This is a genomic window from Pseudoalteromonas sp. MB47 (genome assembly GCF_011319765.1).
GTDB classification, from domain to species: domain Bacteria; phylum Pseudomonadota; class Gammaproteobacteria; order Enterobacterales; family Alteromonadaceae; genus Pseudoalteromonas; species Pseudoalteromonas simplex.
Genome location: NZ_VFBD01000031.1, coordinates 406,071 through 426,489 on the forward strand (window position 1 = coordinate 406,071; position 20,419 = coordinate 426,489).

General features: G+C 42.2%; 22 protein-coding genes. 7 read left to right on the forward strand and 15 right to left on the reverse strand.

The genetic code is table 11. From position 1 onward, the window contains the following. Position 1 precedes the first annotated feature (1 nt). From era to rpoE, 8 genes are all read right to left on the reverse strand, one after another. Entirely contained in the window at positions 2-934 is a 933-nt protein-coding gene (gene era, locus IMPJCBKJ_RS20075; protein WP_054554338.1) for a GTPase Era, read from the reverse strand. After that, the gene (gene rnc / locus IMPJCBKJ_RS20080) at positions 924-1,601 is read right to left on the reverse strand and encodes a ribonuclease III (protein WP_054554337.1); all 678 of its coding nucleotides are present in this window, start codon (positions 1,599-1,601) and stop codon (positions 924-926) included. Before rnc ends, era begins: the two co-directional genes overlap by 11 nt. 2 nt (positions 1,602-1,603) lie before the next feature. Beyond that, positions 1,604-2,539: a signal peptidase I gene (gene lepB / locus IMPJCBKJ_RS20085; RefSeq protein WP_054554336.1), complete on the reverse strand. Its 936-nt coding sequence runs from the start codon at positions 2,537-2,539 to the stop codon at positions 1,604-1,606. Positions 2,540-2,565: 26 nt separating this feature from the next. Beyond that, on the reverse strand, positions 2,566-4,353 hold the full coding sequence (gene lepA, locus IMPJCBKJ_RS20090) for a translation elongation factor 4 (protein WP_054554335.1): 1,788 nt from the start codon (positions 4,351-4,353) through the stop codon (positions 2,566-2,568). Between the two features lie 70 nt (positions 4,354-4,423). After that, a complete protein-coding gene (locus tag IMPJCBKJ_RS20095; RefSeq protein ID WP_054554334.1) occupies positions 4,424-4,873 on the reverse strand; it encodes a SoxR reducing system RseC family protein in 450 nt (149 codons plus the stop codon). A 3-nt stretch (positions 4,874-4,876) separates the two neighbouring features. Next, positions 4,877-5,830: a MucB/RseB C-terminal domain-containing protein gene (locus IMPJCBKJ_RS20100; protein ID WP_054554333.1), complete on the reverse strand. Its 954-nt coding sequence runs from the start codon at positions 5,828-5,830 to the stop codon at positions 4,877-4,879. Positions 5,831-5,834: 4 nt separating this feature from the next. Further along, the gene (locus IMPJCBKJ_RS20105; RefSeq protein ID WP_138600274.1) at positions 5,835-6,461 is read right to left on the reverse strand and encodes an RseA family anti-sigma factor; all 627 of its coding nucleotides are present in this window, start codon (positions 6,459-6,461) and stop codon (positions 5,835-5,837) included. A 1-nt stretch (position 6,462) separates the two neighbouring features. Then, complete coding sequence (rpoE, locus tag IMPJCBKJ_RS20110) at positions 6,463-7,044, reverse strand: RNA polymerase sigma factor RpoE (protein ID WP_036969086.1); 582 nt, start codon at positions 7,042-7,044, stop codon at positions 6,463-6,465. 393 nt (positions 7,045-7,437) lie between these two features. Between rpoE and nadB the strand changes: the two genes are divergently transcribed. Continuing rightward, a complete protein-coding gene (gene nadB, locus IMPJCBKJ_RS20115) occupies positions 7,438-9,060 on the forward strand; it encodes an L-aspartate oxidase (RefSeq protein WP_054554331.1) in 1,623 nt (540 codons plus the stop codon). On the opposite strand, the gene IMPJCBKJ_RS20120 is transcribed toward nadB, so the two are convergent. Then, positions 9,035-9,442, reverse strand: a complete 408-nt coding sequence (locus IMPJCBKJ_RS20120; protein ID WP_138600272.1) for a protein YgfX — start codon at positions 9,440-9,442, stop codon at positions 9,035-9,037. The two genes, nadB and IMPJCBKJ_RS20120, sit on opposite strands and share 26 nt — an antisense overlap. Further along, positions 9,435-9,686 carry a succinate dehydrogenase assembly factor 2 gene (locus IMPJCBKJ_RS20125; RefSeq protein ID WP_054562257.1) on the reverse strand — a complete coding sequence of 84 codons (252 nt, stop codon included), beginning with the start codon at positions 9,684-9,686 and terminating at the stop codon, positions 9,435-9,437. Before IMPJCBKJ_RS20125 ends, IMPJCBKJ_RS20120 begins: the two co-directional genes overlap by 8 nt. Before the next feature lie 120 nt (positions 9,687-9,806). On the opposite strand from IMPJCBKJ_RS20125, the gene ygfZ reads away from it, so the two are divergent. Both ygfZ and IMPJCBKJ_RS20135 read left to right on the forward strand, forming a co-directional pair. Beyond that, positions 9,807-10,718, forward strand: a complete 912-nt coding sequence (ygfZ, locus tag IMPJCBKJ_RS20130; RefSeq protein ID WP_166341792.1) for a tRNA-modifying protein YgfZ — start codon at positions 9,807-9,809, stop codon at positions 10,716-10,718. Positions 10,719-10,730: 12 nt separating this feature from the next. Then, positions 10,731-11,216, forward strand: a complete 486-nt coding sequence (locus IMPJCBKJ_RS20135; protein ID WP_054554327.1) for a peptidylprolyl isomerase — start codon at positions 10,731-10,733, stop codon at positions 11,214-11,216. Positions 11,217-11,252: 36 nt separating this feature from the next. Here the strand turns inward: IMPJCBKJ_RS20135 and IMPJCBKJ_RS20140 are convergent, their stop codons facing one another. The 5 genes from IMPJCBKJ_RS20140 to IMPJCBKJ_RS20160 all read right to left on the reverse strand — a co-directional run bounded on the left by IMPJCBKJ_RS20140 (position 11,253) and on the right by IMPJCBKJ_RS20160 (position 17,362). Then, positions 11,253-11,729 (reverse strand): hypothetical protein, encoded by a 477-nt coding sequence (locus IMPJCBKJ_RS20140; RefSeq protein ID WP_166341794.1) that lies wholly within the window; start codon positions 11,727-11,729, stop codon positions 11,253-11,255. A gap of 14 nt (positions 11,730-11,743) precedes the next feature. Beyond that, the gene (locus IMPJCBKJ_RS20145) at positions 11,744-12,553 is read right to left on the reverse strand and encodes a DUF481 domain-containing protein (RefSeq protein ID WP_054554383.1); all 810 of its coding nucleotides are present in this window, start codon (positions 12,551-12,553) and stop codon (positions 11,744-11,746) included. Between the two features lie 44 nt (positions 12,554-12,597). Continuing rightward, a complete protein-coding gene (locus IMPJCBKJ_RS20150; RefSeq protein ID WP_054554325.1) occupies positions 12,598-12,918 on the reverse strand; it encodes an HI1450 family dsDNA-mimic protein in 321 nt (106 codons plus the stop codon). A 118-nt stretch (positions 12,919-13,036) separates the two neighbouring features. After that, a complete protein-coding gene (locus IMPJCBKJ_RS20155; protein ID WP_166341796.1) occupies positions 13,037-16,150 on the reverse strand; it encodes a multidrug efflux RND transporter permease subunit in 3,114 nt (1,037 codons plus the stop codon). A gap of 9 nt (positions 16,151-16,159) precedes the next feature. After that, complete coding sequence (locus tag IMPJCBKJ_RS20160) at positions 16,160-17,362, reverse strand: efflux RND transporter periplasmic adaptor subunit (protein ID WP_240921065.1); 1,203 nt, start codon at positions 17,360-17,362, stop codon at positions 16,160-16,162. A 258-nt stretch (positions 17,363-17,620) separates the two neighbouring features. Here IMPJCBKJ_RS20160 and IMPJCBKJ_RS20165 point away from each other — a divergent pair, with 258 nt between their 5' ends. From IMPJCBKJ_RS20165 to IMPJCBKJ_RS20180, 4 genes are all read left to right on the forward strand, one after another. Beyond that, a complete protein-coding gene (locus IMPJCBKJ_RS20165) occupies positions 17,621-18,412 on the forward strand; it encodes a crotonase/enoyl-CoA hydratase family protein (protein ID WP_054554323.1) in 792 nt (263 codons plus the stop codon). Positions 18,413-18,481: 69 nt separating this feature from the next. Beyond that, entirely contained in the window at positions 18,482-18,835 is a 354-nt protein-coding gene (locus IMPJCBKJ_RS20170; RefSeq protein ID WP_166341798.1) for a CidA/LrgA family protein, read from the forward strand. Further along, positions 18,825-19,535 carry an LrgB family protein gene (locus tag IMPJCBKJ_RS20175; RefSeq protein WP_166341800.1) on the forward strand — a complete coding sequence of 237 codons (711 nt, stop codon included), beginning with the start codon at positions 18,825-18,827 and terminating at the stop codon, positions 19,533-19,535. Before IMPJCBKJ_RS20170 ends, IMPJCBKJ_RS20175 begins: the two co-directional genes overlap by 11 nt. Positions 19,536-19,568: 33 nt before the next feature. Further along, entirely contained in the window at positions 19,569-20,408 is an 840-nt protein-coding gene (locus IMPJCBKJ_RS20180) for a mechanosensitive ion channel family protein (protein WP_054554320.1), read from the forward strand. The last annotated feature ends 11 nt before the right edge of the window (positions 20,409-20,419 follow it).

Below are 20,419 nucleotides of genomic sequence, written 5' to 3' on the forward strand. Positions count from 1 at the left end.
CTTAGTCTTCACCATAGCCAAGGCTACGTAGCGCACGCTCATCGTCGGCCCAGCCAGACTTCACTTTTACCCAAAGTTCTAAAAACACTTTGTTATCAAGCATATCTTCAAGGTCTTTACGAGCTTCACGGCCAATAACTTTCAGCTTTTCGCCTTTATTGCCGATCACCATACGCTTTTGCGTTTCACGCTCAACGAGGATCAAACCATTAATTTGCCAAACACCGTTTTCTTGCCATTTAAACTGTTCAATCTCTACAGTGACTGAATATGGTAACTCATCACCCATAAAGCGCATCAGCTTTTCACGGATCACTTCAGCTGCCATAAAGCGCATTGAACGGTCTGTTACGTAGTCTTCAGGGAAGTAAAACTCACAAAGCGGTAAACGCTTTTTCACTTCATCTTTGATTAAATCAATATTTTTACCCTGCTTCGCAGAGACCGGCATAATAGCCACAAAATCAAATTTACCACCTAAAAACTGCATGTGCGGAAGCACTAAATCACGGTCTTTAACTTGGTCAATTTTATTCATAACTAATAACACTGGGCGACCGCTCTGACGTACTTTATTTAGTACCATCTCATCGTCTTCGTTCCAGTGTGTGCCTTCAACCACAAAGATGATCAGTTCGACATCGCCAATTGAGCTTGATGCAGCACGGTTCATTAAACGGTTAATAGCGCGTTTTTCTTCTACGTGTAAGCCTGGTGTATCCACATAAACAGCTTGGTATTTACCTTCGGTATGAATACCCATAATACGGTGACGTGTGGTTTGTGGCTTACGCGAGGTAATAGACACCTTTTGCTCAACAATATAGTTAAGTAAGGTTGATTTACCTACATTTGGGCGGCCAACAATGGCAACCATACCGCAGTGCGTGTCTAGCTCTGCAGGTTCTTTGCTAATTAAATCATCAAGATTCATTTTTAAGTATCTTTAAGGCTTTTTCAGCGGCTTTTTGCTCAGCTTTACGACGTGAGCTACCTACTGAGATAATGCTATCCATCCCTTCAACAATACATTCAACCGTGAATGTTTGATTGTGCGCTTGGCCTTTTGTATCAATTACAGTGTAGCCAGGTAACGATAATTTGCGCGCTTGTAAGTATTCTTGAAGTAATGTTTTCGGATCTTTTTGATTTAAGCCCGGCGAAATTGCATCAAGACGCGACTCGTACCAGCTTAAAATTAACTCACCACATTGTTCAATGTTTGAGTCTAAGAACACCGCACCAATAATCGCCTCAACGGCATCAGCAAGGGTTGATTCACGGCGAAAACCACCGCTTTTAAGCTCGCCTGGACCTAAGCGTAAGTAATCGCCTAAGCCAAACTCTAGGCCAAATTCAGCCAACGTTTGACCACGAACTAGGGTCGAACGCATGCGGCTTAAATCACCTTCGCGTGCTTTTGGAAATTTAGTGTAAAGCGCATTCGCAATCACAAAGCTCAAAATCGAATCGCCCAAAAACTCTAAGCGCTCGTTATGTTGGCCTTTATGACTGCGGTGCGTCATTGCCTGCTCAAGCAAAGCTTGATCAGTAAATGTATAACCTATTTTGTTGTATAACTCTGTTACGTTTTTTTTCATCGTTACTGAATATTACCTAGGCGTTCAAAACGAACACCAGTTGGAACCCAGCCTGGTAAAAAGTCATCTGGGCCATTCTCAAATTCAAAACTCATCCATATAAAGACGGCTTTACCTACCAAGTTTTCTTTAGGTACAAAGCCCCAAAAGCGACTGTCTTGGCTATTATCACGGTTATCACCCATCATGAAATAATGATCGGCAGGAACAACCCACTCATCAGAGCGTGTACCTGGTTGTTGATAATAACGGCCTTTCATTTCAGGAGCTTGCGGGTTAATTAAAATATTATGATTCAATGTGCTTAGGTTTTCTTCTAAGCGCACTAAATTCATCGAACCCTGCTTGAACTCGTCACTATTGAGGATTTCCATATCAATTTTGTTGTATTCATTACACAGCAAATCACCTTGCTGCGTTTCACCTTCGGCACATTTTGGCTGAATATAAAGGTGCTTATTGCGATAAACAATTTTATCGCCCGGTAAACCAATCGTACGTTTAATGTAATCTACACGCTCGTCTAATGGGTATTTAAATACCACAATATCACCACGTTCAGGTTCATCAACATCAACTAACTGGCTACGCCAAATTGGGTCTTTGATGCCATATGAGTACTTCTGTACCAAAATGAAGTCACCCACTAATAGGGTTGGCATCATTGAGCCAGATGGAATTTGAAACGGTTCAAAAATGAAAGAGCGAAAAATCGTGATCGCTGCAATCATCGGAAAAATTGACTTAGCCGTTTCAGTGATACTTGGCTCAGGCGCAATTAATGCGGCGGTTTCTTCGTCTAGTTCACCACCTGCTGCATTTTGAGCAAGGGCAATGCGTTGCTGACGCTTTGGCGCATACATAAAGTGGTCAATTAACCAAATTAATCCTGAGCCTAGCGTTAACAACACTAAGAAAATAGAAAAGTAACCCGCCATGCATTAATTCCTTTATTTACTTCTAATTATTTACCAACTTTAAGGATAGCTAAGAATGCATCTTGAGGTACTTCAACGTTACCTAGTTGCTTCATTCGCTTTTTACCTTCTTTTTGTTTTTGTAGCAGTTTCTTCTTACGGCTCACGTCACCACCGTAACATTTTGCGATTACGTTTTTACGTAATTGCTTAACTGTTGTACGGGCAATAACATGCTGACCAATCGCTGCTTGAATCGCAATATCAAACTGCTGACGTGGAATTAAGTCTTTCAGTGCTTCAGCTAACTGACGACCACGTGATTGTGCAATATCACGGTGAACAATAATCGCTAACGCATCAACACGCTCACCATTAATTAATACGTCAACACGTACCATGTCTGAAGCTTGGAAATGCTTGAAGTTATAATCAAGCGATGCAAAACCACGGCTTGTTGATTTTAACTTATCAAAAAAGTCCATGACTACTTCAGCCATCGGTAATTCGTACGTCACCGCAACTTGCTTACCATGGTAGCTCATTTTAGTTTGCATACCACGCTTTTCAACACAAAGCGTAATTACGTTACCTAAAAACTCTTGCGGAACTAATATGTTAGCTTCAACAATTGGCTCACGGATTTCAAGAATATTATTCACTGGCGGTAAGTCAGACGGGTTATCTATCTGTTTAGTTCCGTCTTTAGTCTCTACTTCGTAGATTACTGTTGGCGCAGTGGTAATAAGATCAATGTCGTATTCACGCTCAAGACGCTCTTGAATGATTTCCATGTGTAGCATACCTAAGAAGCCACAACGGAAACCAAAGCCTAGTGCTGTTGAGTTTTCTGGCTCGAAGAATAACGACGCATCGTTCAAGCTTAATTTATCAAGCGCATCACGGAATGACTCATAGTCATCTGATGAAATTGGGAACATACCTGCATAAACCTGCGGTTTAATGCGTTGGAAGCCCGGTAAACGCTCAGGCGCAGAATTACGTTGTAAAGTGATGGTATCACCTACAGGTGCACCATGGATTTCTTTAATACCCGCAATAACAAAGCCTACCTCACCGGTTTTTAAGATACCCGTGTTAGTTTGTTTTGGTGTGAAAATACCCACTTTATCTGCGATATGAACTTGATCATTCGACATGATCTTAATTTTATCGCCCGAGCGTAATTCACCATGTTTGATACGTACTAGTGATACAACGCCTTGGTATGGGTCAAACCATGAATCAATAATAAGCGCTTGTAGTGGCTTGTCTTTGTCACCTTCTGGCGGCGGAATATCTTTAACAATAATTTCGAGTACTTCTTCAATACCAATACCCGTTTTAGCACTACATTGCACTGCATCTAGGGCATCGATACCAATGATGTCTTCAATTTCTTCTGCTACACGAAGTGGATCGGCTTGTGGTAAGTCGATTTTATTTAGAACTGGAATAACTTCTAAGTCCATTTCGATTGCTGTGTAGCAGTTAGCTAAAGTTTGCGCTTCTACACCTTGACCCGCATCAACAACTAAAAGTGCACCTTCACAGGCTGCAAGTGAACGTGATACTTCGTATGTGAAGTCAACGTGTCCTGGCGTGTCGATAAAGTTTAACTGGTATGTTTCGCCGTCTTTAGCTTTATAATTTAGCGTTACACTTTGCGCTTTGATGGTAATACCACGCTCACGCTCTATGTCCATTGAGTCTAACACCTGCTGCTGCATTTCACGGTCTGTTAAACCACCACAAACTTGGATAAGACGGTCAGAGAGAGTCGATTTACCATGGTCAATATGGGCGATGATCGAAAAATTACGGATATGCTTCATAAACTGGATTCTAAACTTCTATATAAAATGGACTAAGTGTATAAAGCGACAATTTTACATTTAATTGGCTTTAATCACCATCTATTTGAGTGAAAGGAATAGTAATTGGGTGAATTTTTATTACTTTAATATCATGCTTCAGGCTCTTAACCCTTGATTTTGCTATCGCATAGCCCGTCAAACCACCAATCACGGCGGCTAAAATTTGCCAGCCTTCGGCAAGCGAAAAAGCCGAAAATGCGATTAAAGCAAACCCTAAACTAAACAAAAGGGGTAGCATGTAAACAGCCATAGCGTGTTTAACTAAGTGGCTATCATCGAGTGCTAAAGTTACTTTTTGCCCTACTTGGAGCTCTTTTTCGAAGGTATAAGGAAAGGTTTTTTTAGCTGTTCCAAACAGCTTTGCAAAAACTTGCGAACCACAACGACCATTACAGCCGGCACAAGCTTGCTTTTGCTCTGCTTCTAAATTCGCTGTCGTGCCTTTAACTGACACGACAGTGAGTGTTTGTTCAATCATGATTTAAAGAGGTCGCGCTACCGACTCAGCTATAGCTTTGGCTGTCATAGCTGGGATATTACCAACAACCGATACATCAAAGCTACCACCATTGTGCACATACACAGTCGTTGCACCTGAGGTTAAAGCGCCGCTTGCACGCTTTCCAGGTAACGGTCTTTGAATAAAAACAGACACTTCAACAAACCCATCTGAATATAAATAATAGTCAGCAAGTTCATTATTTAAATCAAGTTTATGGCGATCTGACTTTAATAACTTAAAGCCATCAGGGAGCCAACCAATTTTCCAATCATTCGCTGCGCCGTCACCGTCGCTGGCTAAATCATTAGTCGCAAGGACTGCTGGAAAGTCACGATTTTGCATTTCAACTAACATAGGTGCTGGCTGCTCTGTTACGCTGATATGAGTTAACTGTAACTGCTCAAGCATTTCACCTTTGTGATTCACATAGGCAGATTTAAGTAACAACGATGATTCAGTATCTAGCCAAATCCAATAGTTATATTTGTATTCATCTTTTGATTCGATACGCACTAACTGTGCTGAGCGCCCTGCAATACGGCCTTTTCCGCCAAGCACAAAATCATAGTGAGCGCTTAGTCGATTAATATCTTTAAAAAGTACTTCAGGAATTGGCCCGGCTATAGAGTCTGTTTTCACTGAATAAGGCTCAGAATGAGGCTCAAAATAGGTCACTTGATCGTCAACGCGCACCATTTCTAGGCCAGCGCCGTTGAGTAAACTTAAATGCTCAAGCTCAATATCGCCTTGTTTTGCATGTAACCAGCGATAGGGTTCCATGGCTTGGCCTTTTACAACCACAAATGATGCGTCAAAGTTGCGAGTATGAACGGCCATAGCCATATCATTTAATAAAGTCTTGGCGGGATTTTCGTCGCTGGCAATGGCTGGAGCCGTTAATACCAGCGACAAAATAAAAGTAAAAACTTTCATTTAATTAGTTTTTTTCCTCGTCTGCATTTTCTGCAGTTTGCGATTTTTCTAGCGAATATGCAACACGTGCTTGACGTTGGTGCTCAAGCACTAATGCACCAATACGCTGTTGTTGTAACTCACGTAAACCTTGCTCTGCATTTTCTAATGCAGGTTGCTCAGATGAGTAACTAACAGGAGAGGCCATACCGGTTAATGGTACAGTTTGTAATGTTGGGATGTCATTTTGTGGCACTTCACTGTTTTGTGGCAAAGTTTGTACGCCCACAATAGCAAACATGGCAACACTAGCAGCAATGGCCACTTGGGCAAATGGACGACGCCAATTAAATGCTACTACGTTATCAGTGCCTGTTGCCGCCACGATTTCTTCGCTTTTTGGTGCCGTTGTTTTATTCGCGAAATCTGCGTAAACAGGTTCTTGCTCTAGTGATTCAGCCACTGCATCTGCAATGTCAAAATTAAAAGCGTTGTTATTTGCCTCAGCACGCATTACATCACCAATCATTGCGTAACGACCAAATGTAGACACATCGTCGTTTGTGATCGCTTGATCAGTTAACTGCTGCTCGCCGTCAAGTAACGCGGACAACTGCTCATTATCCAACTTGTTAACGTCTGCTTTTGTCATACTAAGACTCACCTATTAATGGATTCAATTTATTATCAATCGCCTCACGGGCACGGAAAATACGTGAACGCACCGTTCCCACAGGGCAATCCATAACCACGGCTATTTCTTCATAGCTCATACCTTCAATTTCACGAAGGGTAATCGCGGTTTTTAGATCTTCAGGCAAACTATCAATCGTATTAAAAATTACAGCACGTACTTCGTCACTTAATAACAGGTTTTCTGGCGATGCGTTTGAACGCATTGCATCTGCACTGTCATAAAATTCTGCTTCTTCGGCATCAACATCGTTAGCTGGGGGTTTGCGACCCTGCGCAACTAAGTAATTTTTAGCACAATTTACGGCGATACGGTACAACCAAGTATAAAAGGCGCTATCACCTCTAAAGTTAGGTAAAGCACGGTAGGCTTTAATAAAAGCTTCCTGTGCGACATCAGCAACATCACCTTGGTTCGATACATAACGTGAAATCAAACCTGCAATTTTATTCTGATATTTTCTAACTAATAGGTTGAAGGCGTTTTTATCTCCTTGCTGGACCCTTTTAACTAGCGCTAAATCCAAATCCTGCTCGCTCATTCGAGCCGGTACTCCTCTGTTTGATTCTTGCTTGCTATTCATATACTCGCCATTGTTTACACAAACTCTGACTGCACCATGAATATAAAAGTTCAGTTTAAAATGATTTTTTTATAAAATAGCACGCAAATAAATTGAGTCATACCAATCTTATTACACGACAACCTCAATAATTGCTTAAGAATCAACGGTTATCTAAATTAAACTCACAATTTAAAACAGCTAACAATAAACTGTTTATGTGACGATAAAACTAATAAGATTGGTATAACGTTTTAAAATGACTAATAGTGTTAAAGCAAATATGGTACATATACGTATACCACATAAAAATTTATTTGCTCAAACTTTTGGCACTACTAGCCGAGCATTGTAACCGCAAAGACCACAGACATGAACCAAAATAAACATCACATTACTGATGTCGCTATCATTGGCAGCGGCGCCGCTGGCCTATCTCTTGCCTTATCGCTTGCTAATCACTGTAAGGTGACAGTACTTAGTAAAGGCGCATTAACTGAGGGTTCTACCTTATATGCTCAAGGTGGTATTGCAGCAGTATTTGATAAAAAGAATGACAGCATTGAATCTCATGTTGAAGATACTCTCGATGCAGGCGGCGGATTATGTGACCGTGATGCGGTTCACTACACAGCAAGCAATGCTAAAAAATGTTTAAAGTGGCTAATTGAGCAAGGCGTACCTTTTGATATGGAGTTCGATTCAAAAGGTAAAGAACGTTTTCATTTAACTCGCGAAGGTGGTCACAGTCATCGCCGTATTTTACATGCCGCCGATGCCACTGGCCGAGCAGTGCAAACAACCTTAATTAGCCAAGTACAAGCCCACCCTAACATCACCTTGTTAGAAAATTACAATGCCATTGATTTAATCACAGATAAAAGCTTAGCCAAAAAAGGCAAGCATGTTCACGGCTTGTATGTTTGGAACTGTGTTGATAAAAAAGTTGAAACTATCGCTGCCAAGTTCGTATCACTGGCAACAGGCGGCGCAAGTAAAGTGTACTTATATACTTCTAACCCAGATGTATCAAGTGGTGATGGCATCGCAATGGCATGGCGTGCGGGGTGCCGTGTAGCCAATATGGAATTTAACCAATTCCACCCAACAAGTTTGTATCACCCGGAGCTGCAAAACTTTTTGATCACAGAAGCTATGCGCGGTGAAGGTGCGTATTTAAAACGCCCTGATGGCACTCGCTTTATGAAAGACTTTGATGAGCGCGAAGAACTTGCCCCTCGCGATATTGTTGCTCGTGCCATCGATTTTGAAATGAAACGCCTTGGTGCGAACTGTGTGTACCTTGATATTAGCCACAAAGATAAAGATTTTATCATTGAGCACTTCCCAACTATCTACGCAAAATGCTTAAGTGTTGGCCTCGACATTACCAAAGAAGCCATTCCTGTGGTGCCTGCTGCACACTATACCTGCGGCGGTGTTATGACCGACTTTAATGGCCGCACAGATTTAGATAACTTATATGCGGTTGGCGAAGTAGCTTACACAGGCTTACACGGTGCTAATCGTATGGCGAGCAACTCTCTACTTGAGTGCATTGTATTTGCCCATGCAGCCGCGAAAGATATTCTGAGCAAAATCGATGCAAGCCCTGCCCTTGAAGCCTTACCATTATGGGATGAAAGTCGCGTAACAAACTCAGACGAAGAAATCGTTATTACTCACAACTGGCATGAGCTAAGGTTATTTATGTGGGATTACGTGGGTATTGTACGCTCAACAAAACGCTTAGAGCGAGCGCTTCACCGCGTTGAATTACTGCAGCAAGAAATTCACGACTATTACGCAAACTTTAGGGTTACAAATAACTTATTAGAACTTCGAAACCTAGTGCAGGTTGCAGAGCTTATTATTCGCAGCGCCCTTGAGCGTAAAGAAAGTCGTGGTCTTCATTACACGATTGATTACCCAGAGCAAAACGAAAATCCAACACCGACAATTTTAACGCCTAAGTCGGTTGCTGCACTGCAATAATCGCGCGCTTTAAACGCGAGAAACTTTCTTCATCAACACTGGCTGAGCTGATAATCAGCCAGTGTGATTGATAAAACCCAGCTAACCTCAGCACCACAAAATTAGCAAACACATAACTTTTAGCCGTTATTTGGCCTTGTACTTTCAGTTTGTCGTTTACAAATCTAAGCTCTGCTTGCTCTAAAATTATAAAACCCTTTTCAGGTTGTGCTTGTTGGACTTTTTTAAAACTAAGAATGGCTAAGAAAAAGCACGCAAAACAAGCCAACAGCTGAGCGATAACATGCTGATAAGCAAAACATAAAATAATGGCTGTTAAGCAAAAAAAGACCACAAAGGGTTTGTGGTCGGGGGTGTTATTTGTAACGGTAAACCTATACACGAACTCGGTCTAAAATTAACGCAACCATGCCGTTTAGCTCTGGGTCTTTACACTCTTCATGACCCATAAACCATGCGAATAAATCAGGATCATCGCACTCAAGTAAGCGTTGAAAAACAGCTTGCTGTTCTTTTGATAGTGAGTCAAACGCTTCTTCAACGAATGGCATAAATAAAACATCTAGTTCTAACATACCGCGACGGCATGCCCAACGAATACGTTCTTTACTGTGAATTTCAGTCATTTTAAACCTCGTACTTATTTGTCTGCAGTTTACCAAATTGCAATCGAATAAACAGCTATTTAAATTGCTACCCTAACTAAGTTATCATTAGCGCTCATTCATATCGTAAAGAAGGTTTTTATGTCGACTGTTTACGCATGTCCTTTATCTTATTCACTTATCAGCCTAACTGGCAAAGATAAGTTGTCTTACCTTCACGGACAAATTACGCAAGATATCAACAAATTAACTGATGATAACTTCCTTTGGGCTGGCCACTGTAATGCAAAAGGCAAGCTTTGGGGTGTATTTAGGTTGTTTTCACACCTTGATAGCTATTACCTTGCAGGGTCAAAACCTGAGGTAGAGCAATCGCTAGTCGAGTTAAAAAAATATGCGGTATTTTCGCAAGTAGAAATTCAGCAATCTGAAAAACCGCTAATTGGCTTACTAGGTGATGACCTAACAGCGACTCTAGAAACCTTAGCAATTAATTTTGACGACGAGCACAACGCTGTCGATTTTGCTGGCGGTAAAGCGTTAAAGCTTGCAGATAACCGCGTATTGCTTATGGTCAACGAAGAATTTAGCTTACCTGATAACGTCACAGCTCTTGATGATGACGCGTTATGGCAACAGGCAGCCATTGGAGCTGGTGAACCATCATTAAACAGCGACGCTATTGGCGAATATGTACCGCAAATGGTTAACTTACAAGCGCTTGGTGGTATCAGTTTCAGAAAAGGTTGCTACACAGGGCAAGAAACCGTCGCCCGTATGAAATACCTAGGCAAAAATAAACGTGCTATGTATATAGTTTCGGGCAAAGCTGAAGGCTTGCTTGATGAGCTAGAACTTGAAACCCAACTGGGCGAAAACTGGCGCCGAGCAGGCAAGCTTATTAGCCAAAGTTTTAATCAACAAACGCAAACCTTAATGGGCCTTGTTGTGCTTCCGAACGATAATGAAGCAGGCCAAATTTTGCGAGCTAAACACCTCCCTCAGGTAGAGTTATCTATTCAAGCTCTGCCTTACTCTCTCGAAGATGAATAAATAGGAATGACTATGATCGTAGCAGCAAACAAAGTGGTAAAAATGCATTATTCAGTATTGGATAATAACAAAAACACCATCGACAACTCTTTCGATGGCGAGCCACTGGTGTTTATCGTTGGCACGGGTTTCTTAATTCCAGGCCTCGAAAATGCGCTATTAGGTAAAGAAGCGGGCGACACATTCAGCGTAACTGTTGAGCCAGAGCAAGGCTATGGTGAGCGTCACGATGACCTAATGCAAGCAGTACCAAAATCAATGTTTGAAGGTATGGAAATTGAAGTGGGTATGCAGTTCCGCGCTACGACTGACGCTGGCGACCAATCAGTGATGATCATCGAAATTCAAGACGAAGACGTTATTGTAGATGGTAACCACCCACTTTCAGGTATTACCCTTCATTTTGATGTTGAAGTACTTGAAGTACGCGATGCAACTGAAGAAGAATTAGCACATGGTCATGTGCACGGTGAAGGTGGTTGTGGTCACAGCCACTAAACCATTACTATAAAAAAAGCGCCACTGGCGCTTTTCTTATATCTGTTCGACTACTTCTTCTGTATCCACAGAAGCGTCTGTCACAGGTTCAGCAATATGTTCTCTAAGCGCAGCCAGTAAACCTTCTTGGTCATTGGTTCCTAAGCGATAGTACGTGCCGTCTTTCATTGCCAATTCAACAGCACTAAATCCAGATACACTGTAAACCCAGCCATCATGGGTGATACGCAGACCAATACCATGACGAAATGAATTACTTACCGCTCGAACAGATTCAATCTCATCAAAAGTCACGGTTTTTCCAAATACACCCGGACCGAATGCCCAGCTTACTGTTTTATCGCTCACCTTAATCGTTAAACCATGAAACAAAAAGGCCACCAGCACTAAGATAGCGCTAAACACCATAAGAGGAATATCTGCACCAATTAAGTTCCAAGCTAAGGCAATGAAGGCGCCAATCCAGCCTAAGATAACAAAAATAAAAATAGCGTACTGTTTATGTTGATACATTCTGAAGTATTCTCTTAAAAGCTATAAACAAAGGTTGCACTCAGCTCAGAATCGTACTTGAGCTTATCTTCCTCTGGTTTTGAGTTATAGCGATACATGTAAGTAAATTTGAGTGATACATCACCCATAATTTTGCTGATCAGGGATGTTTCTGACTTTAAACGCGAGTTTAACCCTGACAATGATTGTTCATAACTGACATCTTGATTAAAGCGAGTGCGAGCAGAAACCGTACGCTCCCACTGCAGCGCTAGACGAAGCAGATAACCGGTTTTTGTTTCATCTTCTTCTGTTGCAGTCTCTTGATCAGCCACCGAGCGGTATAAACCAGGGCCCACATCGATATCGACTTTATTCTTGCTGCCTTGGTAAATGCGGTTACCGTAACCCGTCGCTATGGTGCTCTTAAACTCAAGACCACTAAACTTATCTCGCTCATAGTCACCGTAAATGAAAAATGACTCATTTTTCACATTTAGCTTATAGTTACCTTGGCCTGATACAAAAATACGGTCAGCAGAAACTTCTTCATCACCGGTTTCTTCATTACGGTCACGTTTGTATAAAGTATCGAGCTTAAATTGGTTACGCCACTTTTCGAAATCTTGGTAAAGGTTACCTTTAAGTTTGAAACTAGTTGAGTTGGTATTACCGCGGCTTACCATAAAACCAAACTCCATATCTCCGTACAGCAACTCGCCTTTATGAATTTTATGGATTTCTTCTTCTGATAATTGCCCGTACTCATGAAAGTCTTCAAACGGATCAACAGCAAAAGCCTGCCAACTGCAAACTAGCAGGGCGGGCAAAATAATTCGTTTTATTGAATTAAAACAACTAAAAGTAGAGTCAAACATCGGCTGGAGAGTTATTCGCTATCTTTCCAAAGAATGTGGCAAAACGGTGCATCTTTGTCTCGGCTAATTAAAATTTTCGCAAACAAGATATCTTGATTGTCGAATTCAAGTCCTACTAAGACTTGCACAAATAGCTCAGGTTCAATTTCTAGTGCAACAAAATCTTGCCACTGCTCGTCAGGCTCACCTTCTTCAATAAAGCCAAGCTCTTCTCTGTGCTCGTTAAAATCAGCAATATCTTGCTCGCTTAAATTATCAGGTGCTAACTCTAAAAAGATATCATAAGCCTGATGAGTTACTTCTTCTTCACTGTATAAGCGTGGACCAGCCATTCCTTAAACCTCTGCACATGTGTATCGCTTTGAATCTGGCTATGATAACAAACCTCTTTTGAGTTTTACCAAAAAAAAAGCCAGGTTGCCCTGACTTTTTTGTAATTAATAACAGATTTTACTCCGCACTTGCTGTGCCTTTTATCTTTTCGCGCATTGATTGCACGAGCGTATAAAATAGCGGAACAAGTAAGGTGCCAAAAATGGTTGCAGCTAACATCCCGAATAACACGGTAATACCGAGCGATATTCGACTGCCAGCCCCTGCGCCACTTGCAAACACCAGCGGTAATACGCCAAGTACAAACGACAATGCCGTCATCAATACGGCCCTAAAGCGTAATCTTGCCGCATTAAGAGCCGCTTCAAAAATACCTTTACCTGCCGCACGCTCTTCCATAGCAAATTCAACAATCAAAATAGCGGTTTTGGTGGATAGGCCAATCAGTAGCACTAAACCAACCTGCGCATAGATGTTGTTTTCCATACCAATCACATACAGCGCAAGCATGGCACCAAATAACGCCAACGGTACCGCTGCAATGACCGAAAACGGAATTGTCCAGCTTTCGTATTGCGCAACCAAGAATAGATACACAAATACCACCGCTAAGCCAAATAAGATTGGCGCCATATTACCCGCTTCAATCTCTTGTTTAGACTGCCCAGCCCACTCATACACATAGCCTGTAGGTAATTGCTCAGCTAGCTCTTGCATTGCTTTAATGGCATCACCACTGGCATAACCCGCTGCAGGTTGTCCGCTAATGCTTGCACTACGATATAAGTTAAAGTGCGTTAAGCTTGTAGGGCCTAAAATTGGCTCCAGCTTAGCCAATGTAGTGAGCGGCACCATTGCTCCCTCATCATTACGTACATAGTAGTACTGTAAGTCTGCTGGGTTTTGACGAAAACGGCTTTCCGCCTGCATGATAACGCGGTAAGTACGGCTAAATTGGTTAAAGTCATTTATGTATAACGAGCCAAGTTGCGCCTGCAAGGTTAAGAAAATATCGCTAAGCGCCACCCCTTGAGCTTTTGCCTTATTACGGTCAATTTCAAGGAAATACTGTGGCACATTTGCTCTAAATGTACTGTAAACATTTGACAGCTCTGGACGCTGGTTCGCTTCATAAATTAAGCCATTTAACACTTGTGCAAGTTCAGCAGGCTCGCGTCCTTCACTGTCTTGTAACCTAAACTCAAAGCCTGCGCTTGTGCCAAGTCCAGGTATTGAAGGCGGATTAAAGGCCATGATTTGCGCATCTGGCATTGCCCAAAACTGCCCCATCAAGCGCGTTAGTACTGCACGTAAACCAAGCTCAGGGCTGGTACGCTCTTCCCAATCTTTGAGTACCACGATACCAAGCGCATTATTAGAACCCGCACCGCCGAGTAATGAGAAACCAGACACCGCAATAAAATCGGTTGCCGCTGGTTCATTTTTAACAATATCGCCCAGCTTGTGCATCACTTCTTGAGTACGACCGCTTGCTGCGGCATCAGGTAATTGCACATCAACAAACAGAAAGCCTTGGTCTTCTGCTGGTACAAAGCCTGTAGGCACTGTTTTTACTAGCCACCCTGCGGCAGCAAAAATTACTAGAGCAAATAATGCCATTCTCGCGCTACGTTTGAGAATAAAGTTAATAACCTTACTGTAACCATTGGTTGAGCGGGTAATAATGTTTTCAAACGGAGCTAACCACTTAATCGGCTTCATGGCCTTTTCGCTTAACAATAAAGCACACAATGCAGGGCTTAATGTCAGTGCGTTTAAAGAAGAAATGAGTACCGCAAATGAAATCGTCACCGAGAATTGTTTATAAAGCTCCCCGGTTATTCCCGGCATAAAGCCTACTGGCACAAACACCGCAAGCAATACTAAGGTCGTTGCCACGATTGGCCCCGATACCTGCTCCATCGCTTTGGTAACCGCTTCTTTAATTGGTAGCTTTTCTTCTTTAAGTATTCGTTCAACGTTTTCAATAACGATAATGGCATCATCGACCACGATACCTATTGCAAGCACTAAACCGAATAAAGTGATTAAGTTGATGGAGTAATCCATCATCATCATAAACGCGAAAGTCCCCACCAAGGATACCGGAATAGCCACCGTTGGAATGAGCGTAGCGCGCCAATTTTGTAAGAATAAAAATACCACTAAAATAACCAAACCAACCGCTTGGACAAGAGTGACAACCACTTCATCAATCGAGCGATTGATGAACTCTGTGGTGTCATAAGGAATCGAGTACTCAACACCATCAGGTAGCTGTTTAGCAAGCTCTGCCATACGGGCTTTTACATCAGCAGCTACTTGCGTCGCATTCGCCTCTGTTAGCTGATAAATAACGATGAATGCAGTGTCTTGCTGGTTTAACTTTGCTGTTGTGCTGTAGCTTGCTGCACCTAATTCAATACGGGCAATATCATTTAAGCGCACAAAGTTACCATCTTTGCTCGAGCGGATAATGGTTTGGCCAAACTCTTCAGGGGTTTTTAAGCGCCCTTTAGCCTGAATCGAATACTCAAATTGCTGACTCGGTGCTGAGGGTGCAGCACCCAGCTTACCCGCGGCTACGATGGTATTTTGCTCTTGCAGTGCCGCTTGAACTTCTGACACAGTTAAACCTAAAGATGCCATTCGATCTGGGCGTAACCACAAGCGCATTGAATAGGTTTGCTCCCCCATTACTTCAGCAGAGGCAACCCCATTAATACGGCCAAGTGGCTCGGTTAAGTAATTGGTTGCATAGTTACTTAAGAAAATAGCGTCGATATTTTCTTGATTAGAGTACAGGTTGATACCGAGAAGCATCGAACTCGACTTTTTCTTAACCGATACACCTTGGCGTTTAACTTCTTCAGGTAACCCTGCTTCAGCAAGTGCCACACGGTTTTGTACGTTAACTTGGGCTATATCCGTGTCTGTACCGACTTTAAAGTAAACAGTTATGTTGGCCGTGCCGTTATTCGACGATGTTGATTCGATATACATCATATCTTCAACGCCATTAACTTGCTCTTCTATGGGCCGGATCACCGACTCTTCAACAATTTGCGCACTTGCCCCCGGGTAATTGGCACTAATTTGTACTTGCGGAGGGGTTATTTGCGGGTACATATTCACAGGCAGCAAGGCCATTGAAATTAAACCCGCTATGGTAATAACAATCGAAATTACCAAGGCAAATTTTGGGCGAGATATAAAGGTTTTACTGATCATATCTCACTCCTAAGAGTTAGTTTTGCTAGAAATAGTGCCGGTTGTTTCATCGACATTTTTTTCAACAGCTTTCACTTCAGCGCCTTGGCGTACCTTTTGTAAACCTTCAATAATGACTTTTTCACCCGCCTCTAAACCAGATTCAACCACCCACATTGCATTAATACGACGACCCAGCTTAACAATCCGCATAGCCACTTTGTTTTCGTCATCAACAACGAGCACAAACTTACCTTGCTGGTTTTCTTGCACTGCAACTTGAGGAATGAGTGCCAAGTCTTGTTTATTCGTACTTTCAACGATTAAAGTGACGAATAGACCCGGCATAACGATGCCATCAGGGTTATCAAAAGCGGCTCTTAGTTCAACCGTGCCTGTATTGCGGTTAATTTTGGTATCTGCAAAATCAAGTTCGCCTTTATCAGCAAAAGTTGAGTTGTTTGGTAAACGCAAAGTTAAGTCGATAGGCACATCACGAGGGTCTTTATCTGAAGGTGCTTGATTATTTTGGCGATAAGAGATGTAGTCAGCTTCTTCAACCTGAAAACTTACATAAATTGGGTCAACATCGGTCAGCTCTGCAAGCTCATTGGATGATGGCCCAACAATATTACCCACATCATAGTTCACTTTACCGATGCGCCCTGCAAACGGTGCACGTATCTCAGTATAGCTTAAATTAAGTTTTGCTTTTTCAAGCTCAGCTTCCGCGGCTTTTACAGCTGCTGTAGCCTGTTCAAAATTCGTGGTGAGTTTATCGAGATCTGATTGCGAAATAAAACCTTGCGCAGCCACATCTTTACCACGTTTTAAATCTCTTTCAGCGGCGCCCGCTGCGGCAATTTTACTTTTTAAATCAGCTTCAACTTCTGCAACAGTTGAGCGATACTCAGATGGGTCAATACGTAATAAAAGCTGATCTTTCTCAACCGATGAGCCTTCATTAAAGTGGCGTTCAATGAGTTCACCCTCAACTCGGGCTCTAATCGCAACCTCTTGGAATGCTTCAGTACGCGCGACAAACTCTCGGTAATTACCAACTTCCTGTGTGACGACATTAAATACTGATACGGCCGGTGGCGGCGTAGTTTGTTGTTGTGCTTTATCATCTGAACAGCCAACTAATGTAGTTGTTAATGCGACAGAAATTGCAGCAAAAGCCAAAGAACGAGATGATTGTTTAGTTATGCGAGCTGTTTTGCCCATCAGCATATATTTACTCCTAGTAGCGCGACTTAAAACTAAGTCTAGTCGTGTCATGAGATTTTGCGAAAGTATCTAACTAATCACAAAACAAAGCTAGCTGCGAACTAGCACCTTTGTTTTAAAAATATACACCAATTTGTAACTAAATATATGACAAGGTTACCCATTTTTGGAAAATATAATGATTACTTGCGACACATCAGCAATTCTTTACTTAGATGTAATTAACTCGTAAGCTCTAACAAACAGGTCAGAGGAGTCACCATGATAAAACTAGAAATAAAACAACAAGTCGCATGGGTTAGCCTTGCTCGTCCCGAGAAACAAAATGCACTCAGTTTTGCTATGTTCGTTGAGCTTTCAAACGTAATCAAAGAAATTAAACGTGATCGCAGCTTGCGTGCGGTGGTTATCTCTGGAGAAGGTGAGCATTTTTGCTCTGGACTGGATGTTGCTGCAGTGATGAAAAAGCCAAGCAATATCATCAAGCTTTTATTCAAATGGTTACCAGGAAACCAAAATCTAGCGCAAAAAGTGGTGCTAGGTTGGCAAGACTTAAGTATTCCGGTGATAGCAAAAGTAACCGGACACTGCTTTGGTGGCGGTATGCAAATCGCACTCGGCGCTGATTATCGCATCGTCGATAAAAACGCTAAATTAGCGATCATGGAAGCCCGGTGGGGCTTATGCCCTGATATGGGGGCTAACGTGGTGCTTGCAGGTTTAATGAAGCGTGACCAAGCACTTTGGTTGGCAAGTCATGCAGGTCCTGTCTCAGCTGAAGACGCTAAAGAATATGGCTTAGTTACACAACTTACTGATGACGTTGATAAACAAACCGATGCTGTACTAGAAACCCTCATGGCGCGCTCGCCAGATACCCTTGCTGCAATTAAACGAATCACACAGCAAAGCTTTCGCTCACAGCAGCGCAAGATTCTCGCTAAAGAAACCTGGAGTCAAATTCGCTTACTGATGAATCCAAATACTAAAAAAGCGATTGCAAAAGCGAAAGGCGCAGAGGATATCAAGTTTAATAATGCCAAATCATGGTAAGCTAAAGTCGCATAGTACAACTGACAAGGGTATGATGTAGTTGTACTTTATTCGCAATTATCCTGACTTATGAAATACCTTATCAGTAGCGTTATTATTCTTACCTGCTTAGCCGTTGCAAAGTTTTTAACGGCTTTGCTTCAAAGCTCATTCCCTGCTCCATTACTCGGTATGGTGTTACTGCTCGTGCTACTGTTAACAGGCCTCGTTAAAGAACAGCATTTAAAACCAACAGCCAGCCCTTTACTTAATTACATGCCGTTGTTTTTCATCCCTGCAGGGGTTGGTATTATTGAACATCTGGGTTTAATTTCACAGAACTGGCCTTTATTACTGACTATTTTTATAGTCGTGCCGCTGAGTAGTGTTTTAATCATAGGCGCTGTTATCGCCTATTTTAAGGGCCGTGAAAATGACAGTTAGTTTATGGTGGCTCAGCGTCCCGCTTATTATTGTACTTTTCTTAGTACTGCGATTTTTAAACGCGAAAACCCAGCACGCCACTGTTAAAGCGCTTAGTAACCCTGTGTGCTGGGCAATTGTATTAATTGCAGCGTTGTTAGTGGCACTGAAGCTCCCCTATGAGCCTTTTGCCGAGCACAGTAAAGTTCTAAGCTGGTTGCTTGAGCCTGCCATTGTGGCATTGGCTTTACCGCTTTATCAGCAATTTATCCATGTCAAAAAGAACCTGCTGCTAATTCTCATAAGTTGTAGTTTAGGGGTGATCAATGCCACCTTTGTCGCGTCGCTTATTTGTTATTTTTTTGCAGCCCCAGCACAGTTAAGCGCATCTTTAGCAAGTTTATCTGTAACAACCCCCATCACCTTGTTAGTAACAGAGTCGCTAGGCGGCATACCTTCTTTAGCGGCAGCCATGGTGATTTTTATTGGCGTACTTGGGGCAATATTTGGTAATTTGATTTTCTCGCTGATAAATATTCGCAATGCCCAAGCAAAAGGCGTTGCCATTGGTACGGCTTGCCATGCCATTGGCACAGCATCATTGATTAGTGATCAGCCAAAAGCGGGTGCCTTTGCCTCTGTGGCGATGGCATTAAGTGCGCTACTCAGTGCTATAATCGTGCCGCTACTCTATCCTGTAATACAGCATGTTCTGGTATAGTCAGAATTCGCAGTAACCTTGTTAGGAAAACACATGATTGACTCAGAAATACAACAAGTCGAAAAATACTACAATCTAATCATGGAATATTTGGTCACCTACAGTATGCAAATTTTAGGTGCTATCTTAATTCTATTTATTGGCCTATGGATTGCGCAAAAAGTATCGAACATGGTTGCTGGCCTCATGCAACGTCACAATATCGATATTACCCTCACCAACTTTGTCAGTAATGTCATCAAAGTATTGCTGATCATTATGTTCTTAGTTATTGCCCTTGGCAAAATTGGCATTAGCGTGACCCCATTTGTCGCTGCCATTGGTGCCGCATCTTTAGGTGCTGGTTTAGCAATGCAAGGCATGCTTTCAAACTACGGTGCGGGCCTTGCTATCATTGCAACAAGGCCATTTGTTGTTGGCGATACCATCGAAGTAAAAGGTGTCAGTGGACAAGTTAAAACCATTGAACTTGGTCACACAATTCTAATTAACGAAGAAAAAGTCGAAATCACCATTCCTAACAAACATATTGTTGGCGAAATTATACATAACTCGTTTAGCTATTCGTTAGTTAAAGGTGAAATAGACATCGCTTATGATGCCAATGCAGACCTTGCAATTGAGCTTATCGAAAAGGTGCTAAACGATCATGAGCTAGTTAGTGATTCTCCTCATGCACAAGTCGGTATCGAGCGCTTTGCTGAGAGCGGTGTTACCTTGAGCTATCGCTTTTGGGTGCCAACCACCAAAATTATTGAGACCAAATTAGCGGTGAACCGCAATGTATTTAAAGTAATTCAAGAGGCGGATATCGAAATACCTTTCCCACAACGAATTGTTACCCTCAACCAAACTAATGATAAAGGCGCTTAAAGCGCCTTTTT

Bases quoted from the DNA above. Each gene is read 5' to 3' on its own strand.
- IMPJCBKJ_RS20150 (WP_054554325.1), bottom strand. From the start codon at position 12,918: ATGGCTGGTCCACGCTTATACAGTGAAGAAGAAGTAACTCATCAGGCT.
- nadB (WP_054554331.1), top strand. From the start codon at position 7,438: ATGAACCAAAATAAACATCACATTACTGATGTCGCTATCATTGGCAGC.
- IMPJCBKJ_RS20100 (WP_054554333.1), bottom strand. From the start codon at position 5,830: ATGAAAGTTTTTACTTTTATTTTGTCGCTGGTATTAACGGCTCCAGCC.
- lepB (WP_054554336.1), bottom strand. From the start codon at position 2,539: ATGGCGGGTTACTTTTCTATTTTCTTAGTGTTGTTAACGCTAGGCTCA.
- IMPJCBKJ_RS20140 (WP_166341794.1), bottom strand. From the start codon at position 11,729: ATGTATCAACATAAACAGTACGCTATTTTTATTTTTGTTATCTTAGGC.
- IMPJCBKJ_RS20175 (WP_166341800.1), top strand. From the start codon at position 18,825: ATGACAGTTAGTTTATGGTGGCTCAGCGTCCCGCTTATTATTGTACTT.
- IMPJCBKJ_RS20095 (WP_054554334.1), bottom strand. From the start codon at position 4,873: ATGATTGAACAAACACTCACTGTCGTGTCAGTTAAAGGCACGACAGCG.
- rnc (WP_054554337.1), bottom strand. From the start codon at position 1,601: ATGAAAAAAAACGTAACAGAGTTATACAACAAAATAGGTTATACATTT.
- IMPJCBKJ_RS20125 (WP_054562257.1), bottom strand. From the start codon at position 9,686: ATGACTGAAATTCACAGTAAAGAACGTATTCGTTGGGCATGCCGTCGC.
- IMPJCBKJ_RS20155 (WP_166341796.1), bottom strand. From the start codon at position 16,150: ATGATCAGTAAAACCTTTATATCTCGCCCAAAATTTGCCTTGGTAATT.
- IMPJCBKJ_RS20180 (WP_054554320.1), top strand. From the start codon at position 19,569: ATGATTGACTCAGAAATACAACAAGTCGAAAAATACTACAATCTAATC.
- IMPJCBKJ_RS20135 (WP_054554327.1), top strand. From the start codon at position 10,731: ATGATCGTAGCAGCAAACAAAGTGGTAAAAATGCATTATTCAGTATTG.
- IMPJCBKJ_RS20170 (WP_166341798.1), top strand. From the start codon at position 18,482: ATGAAATACCTTATCAGTAGCGTTATTATTCTTACCTGCTTAGCCGTT.
- rpoE (WP_036969086.1), bottom strand. From the start codon at position 7,044: ATGAGCGAGCAGGATTTGGATTTAGCGCTAGTTAAAAGGGTCCAGCAA.
- IMPJCBKJ_RS20165 (WP_054554323.1), top strand. From the start codon at position 17,621: ATGATAAAACTAGAAATAAAACAACAAGTCGCATGGGTTAGCCTTGCT.
- IMPJCBKJ_RS20160 (WP_240921065.1), bottom strand. From the start codon at position 17,362: ATGCTGATGGGCAAAACAGCTCGCATAACTAAACAATCATCTCGTTCT.
- lepA (WP_054554335.1), bottom strand. From the start codon at position 4,353: ATGAAGCATATCCGTAATTTTTCGATCATCGCCCATATTGACCATGGT.
- era (WP_054554338.1), bottom strand. From the start codon at position 934: ATGAATCTTGATGATTTAATTAGCAAAGAACCTGCAGAGCTAGACACG.
- IMPJCBKJ_RS20105 (WP_138600274.1), bottom strand. From the start codon at position 6,461: ATGACAAAAGCAGACGTTAACAAGTTGGATAATGAGCAGTTGTCCGCG.
- ygfZ (WP_166341792.1), top strand. From the start codon at position 9,807: ATGTCGACTGTTTACGCATGTCCTTTATCTTATTCACTTATCAGCCTA.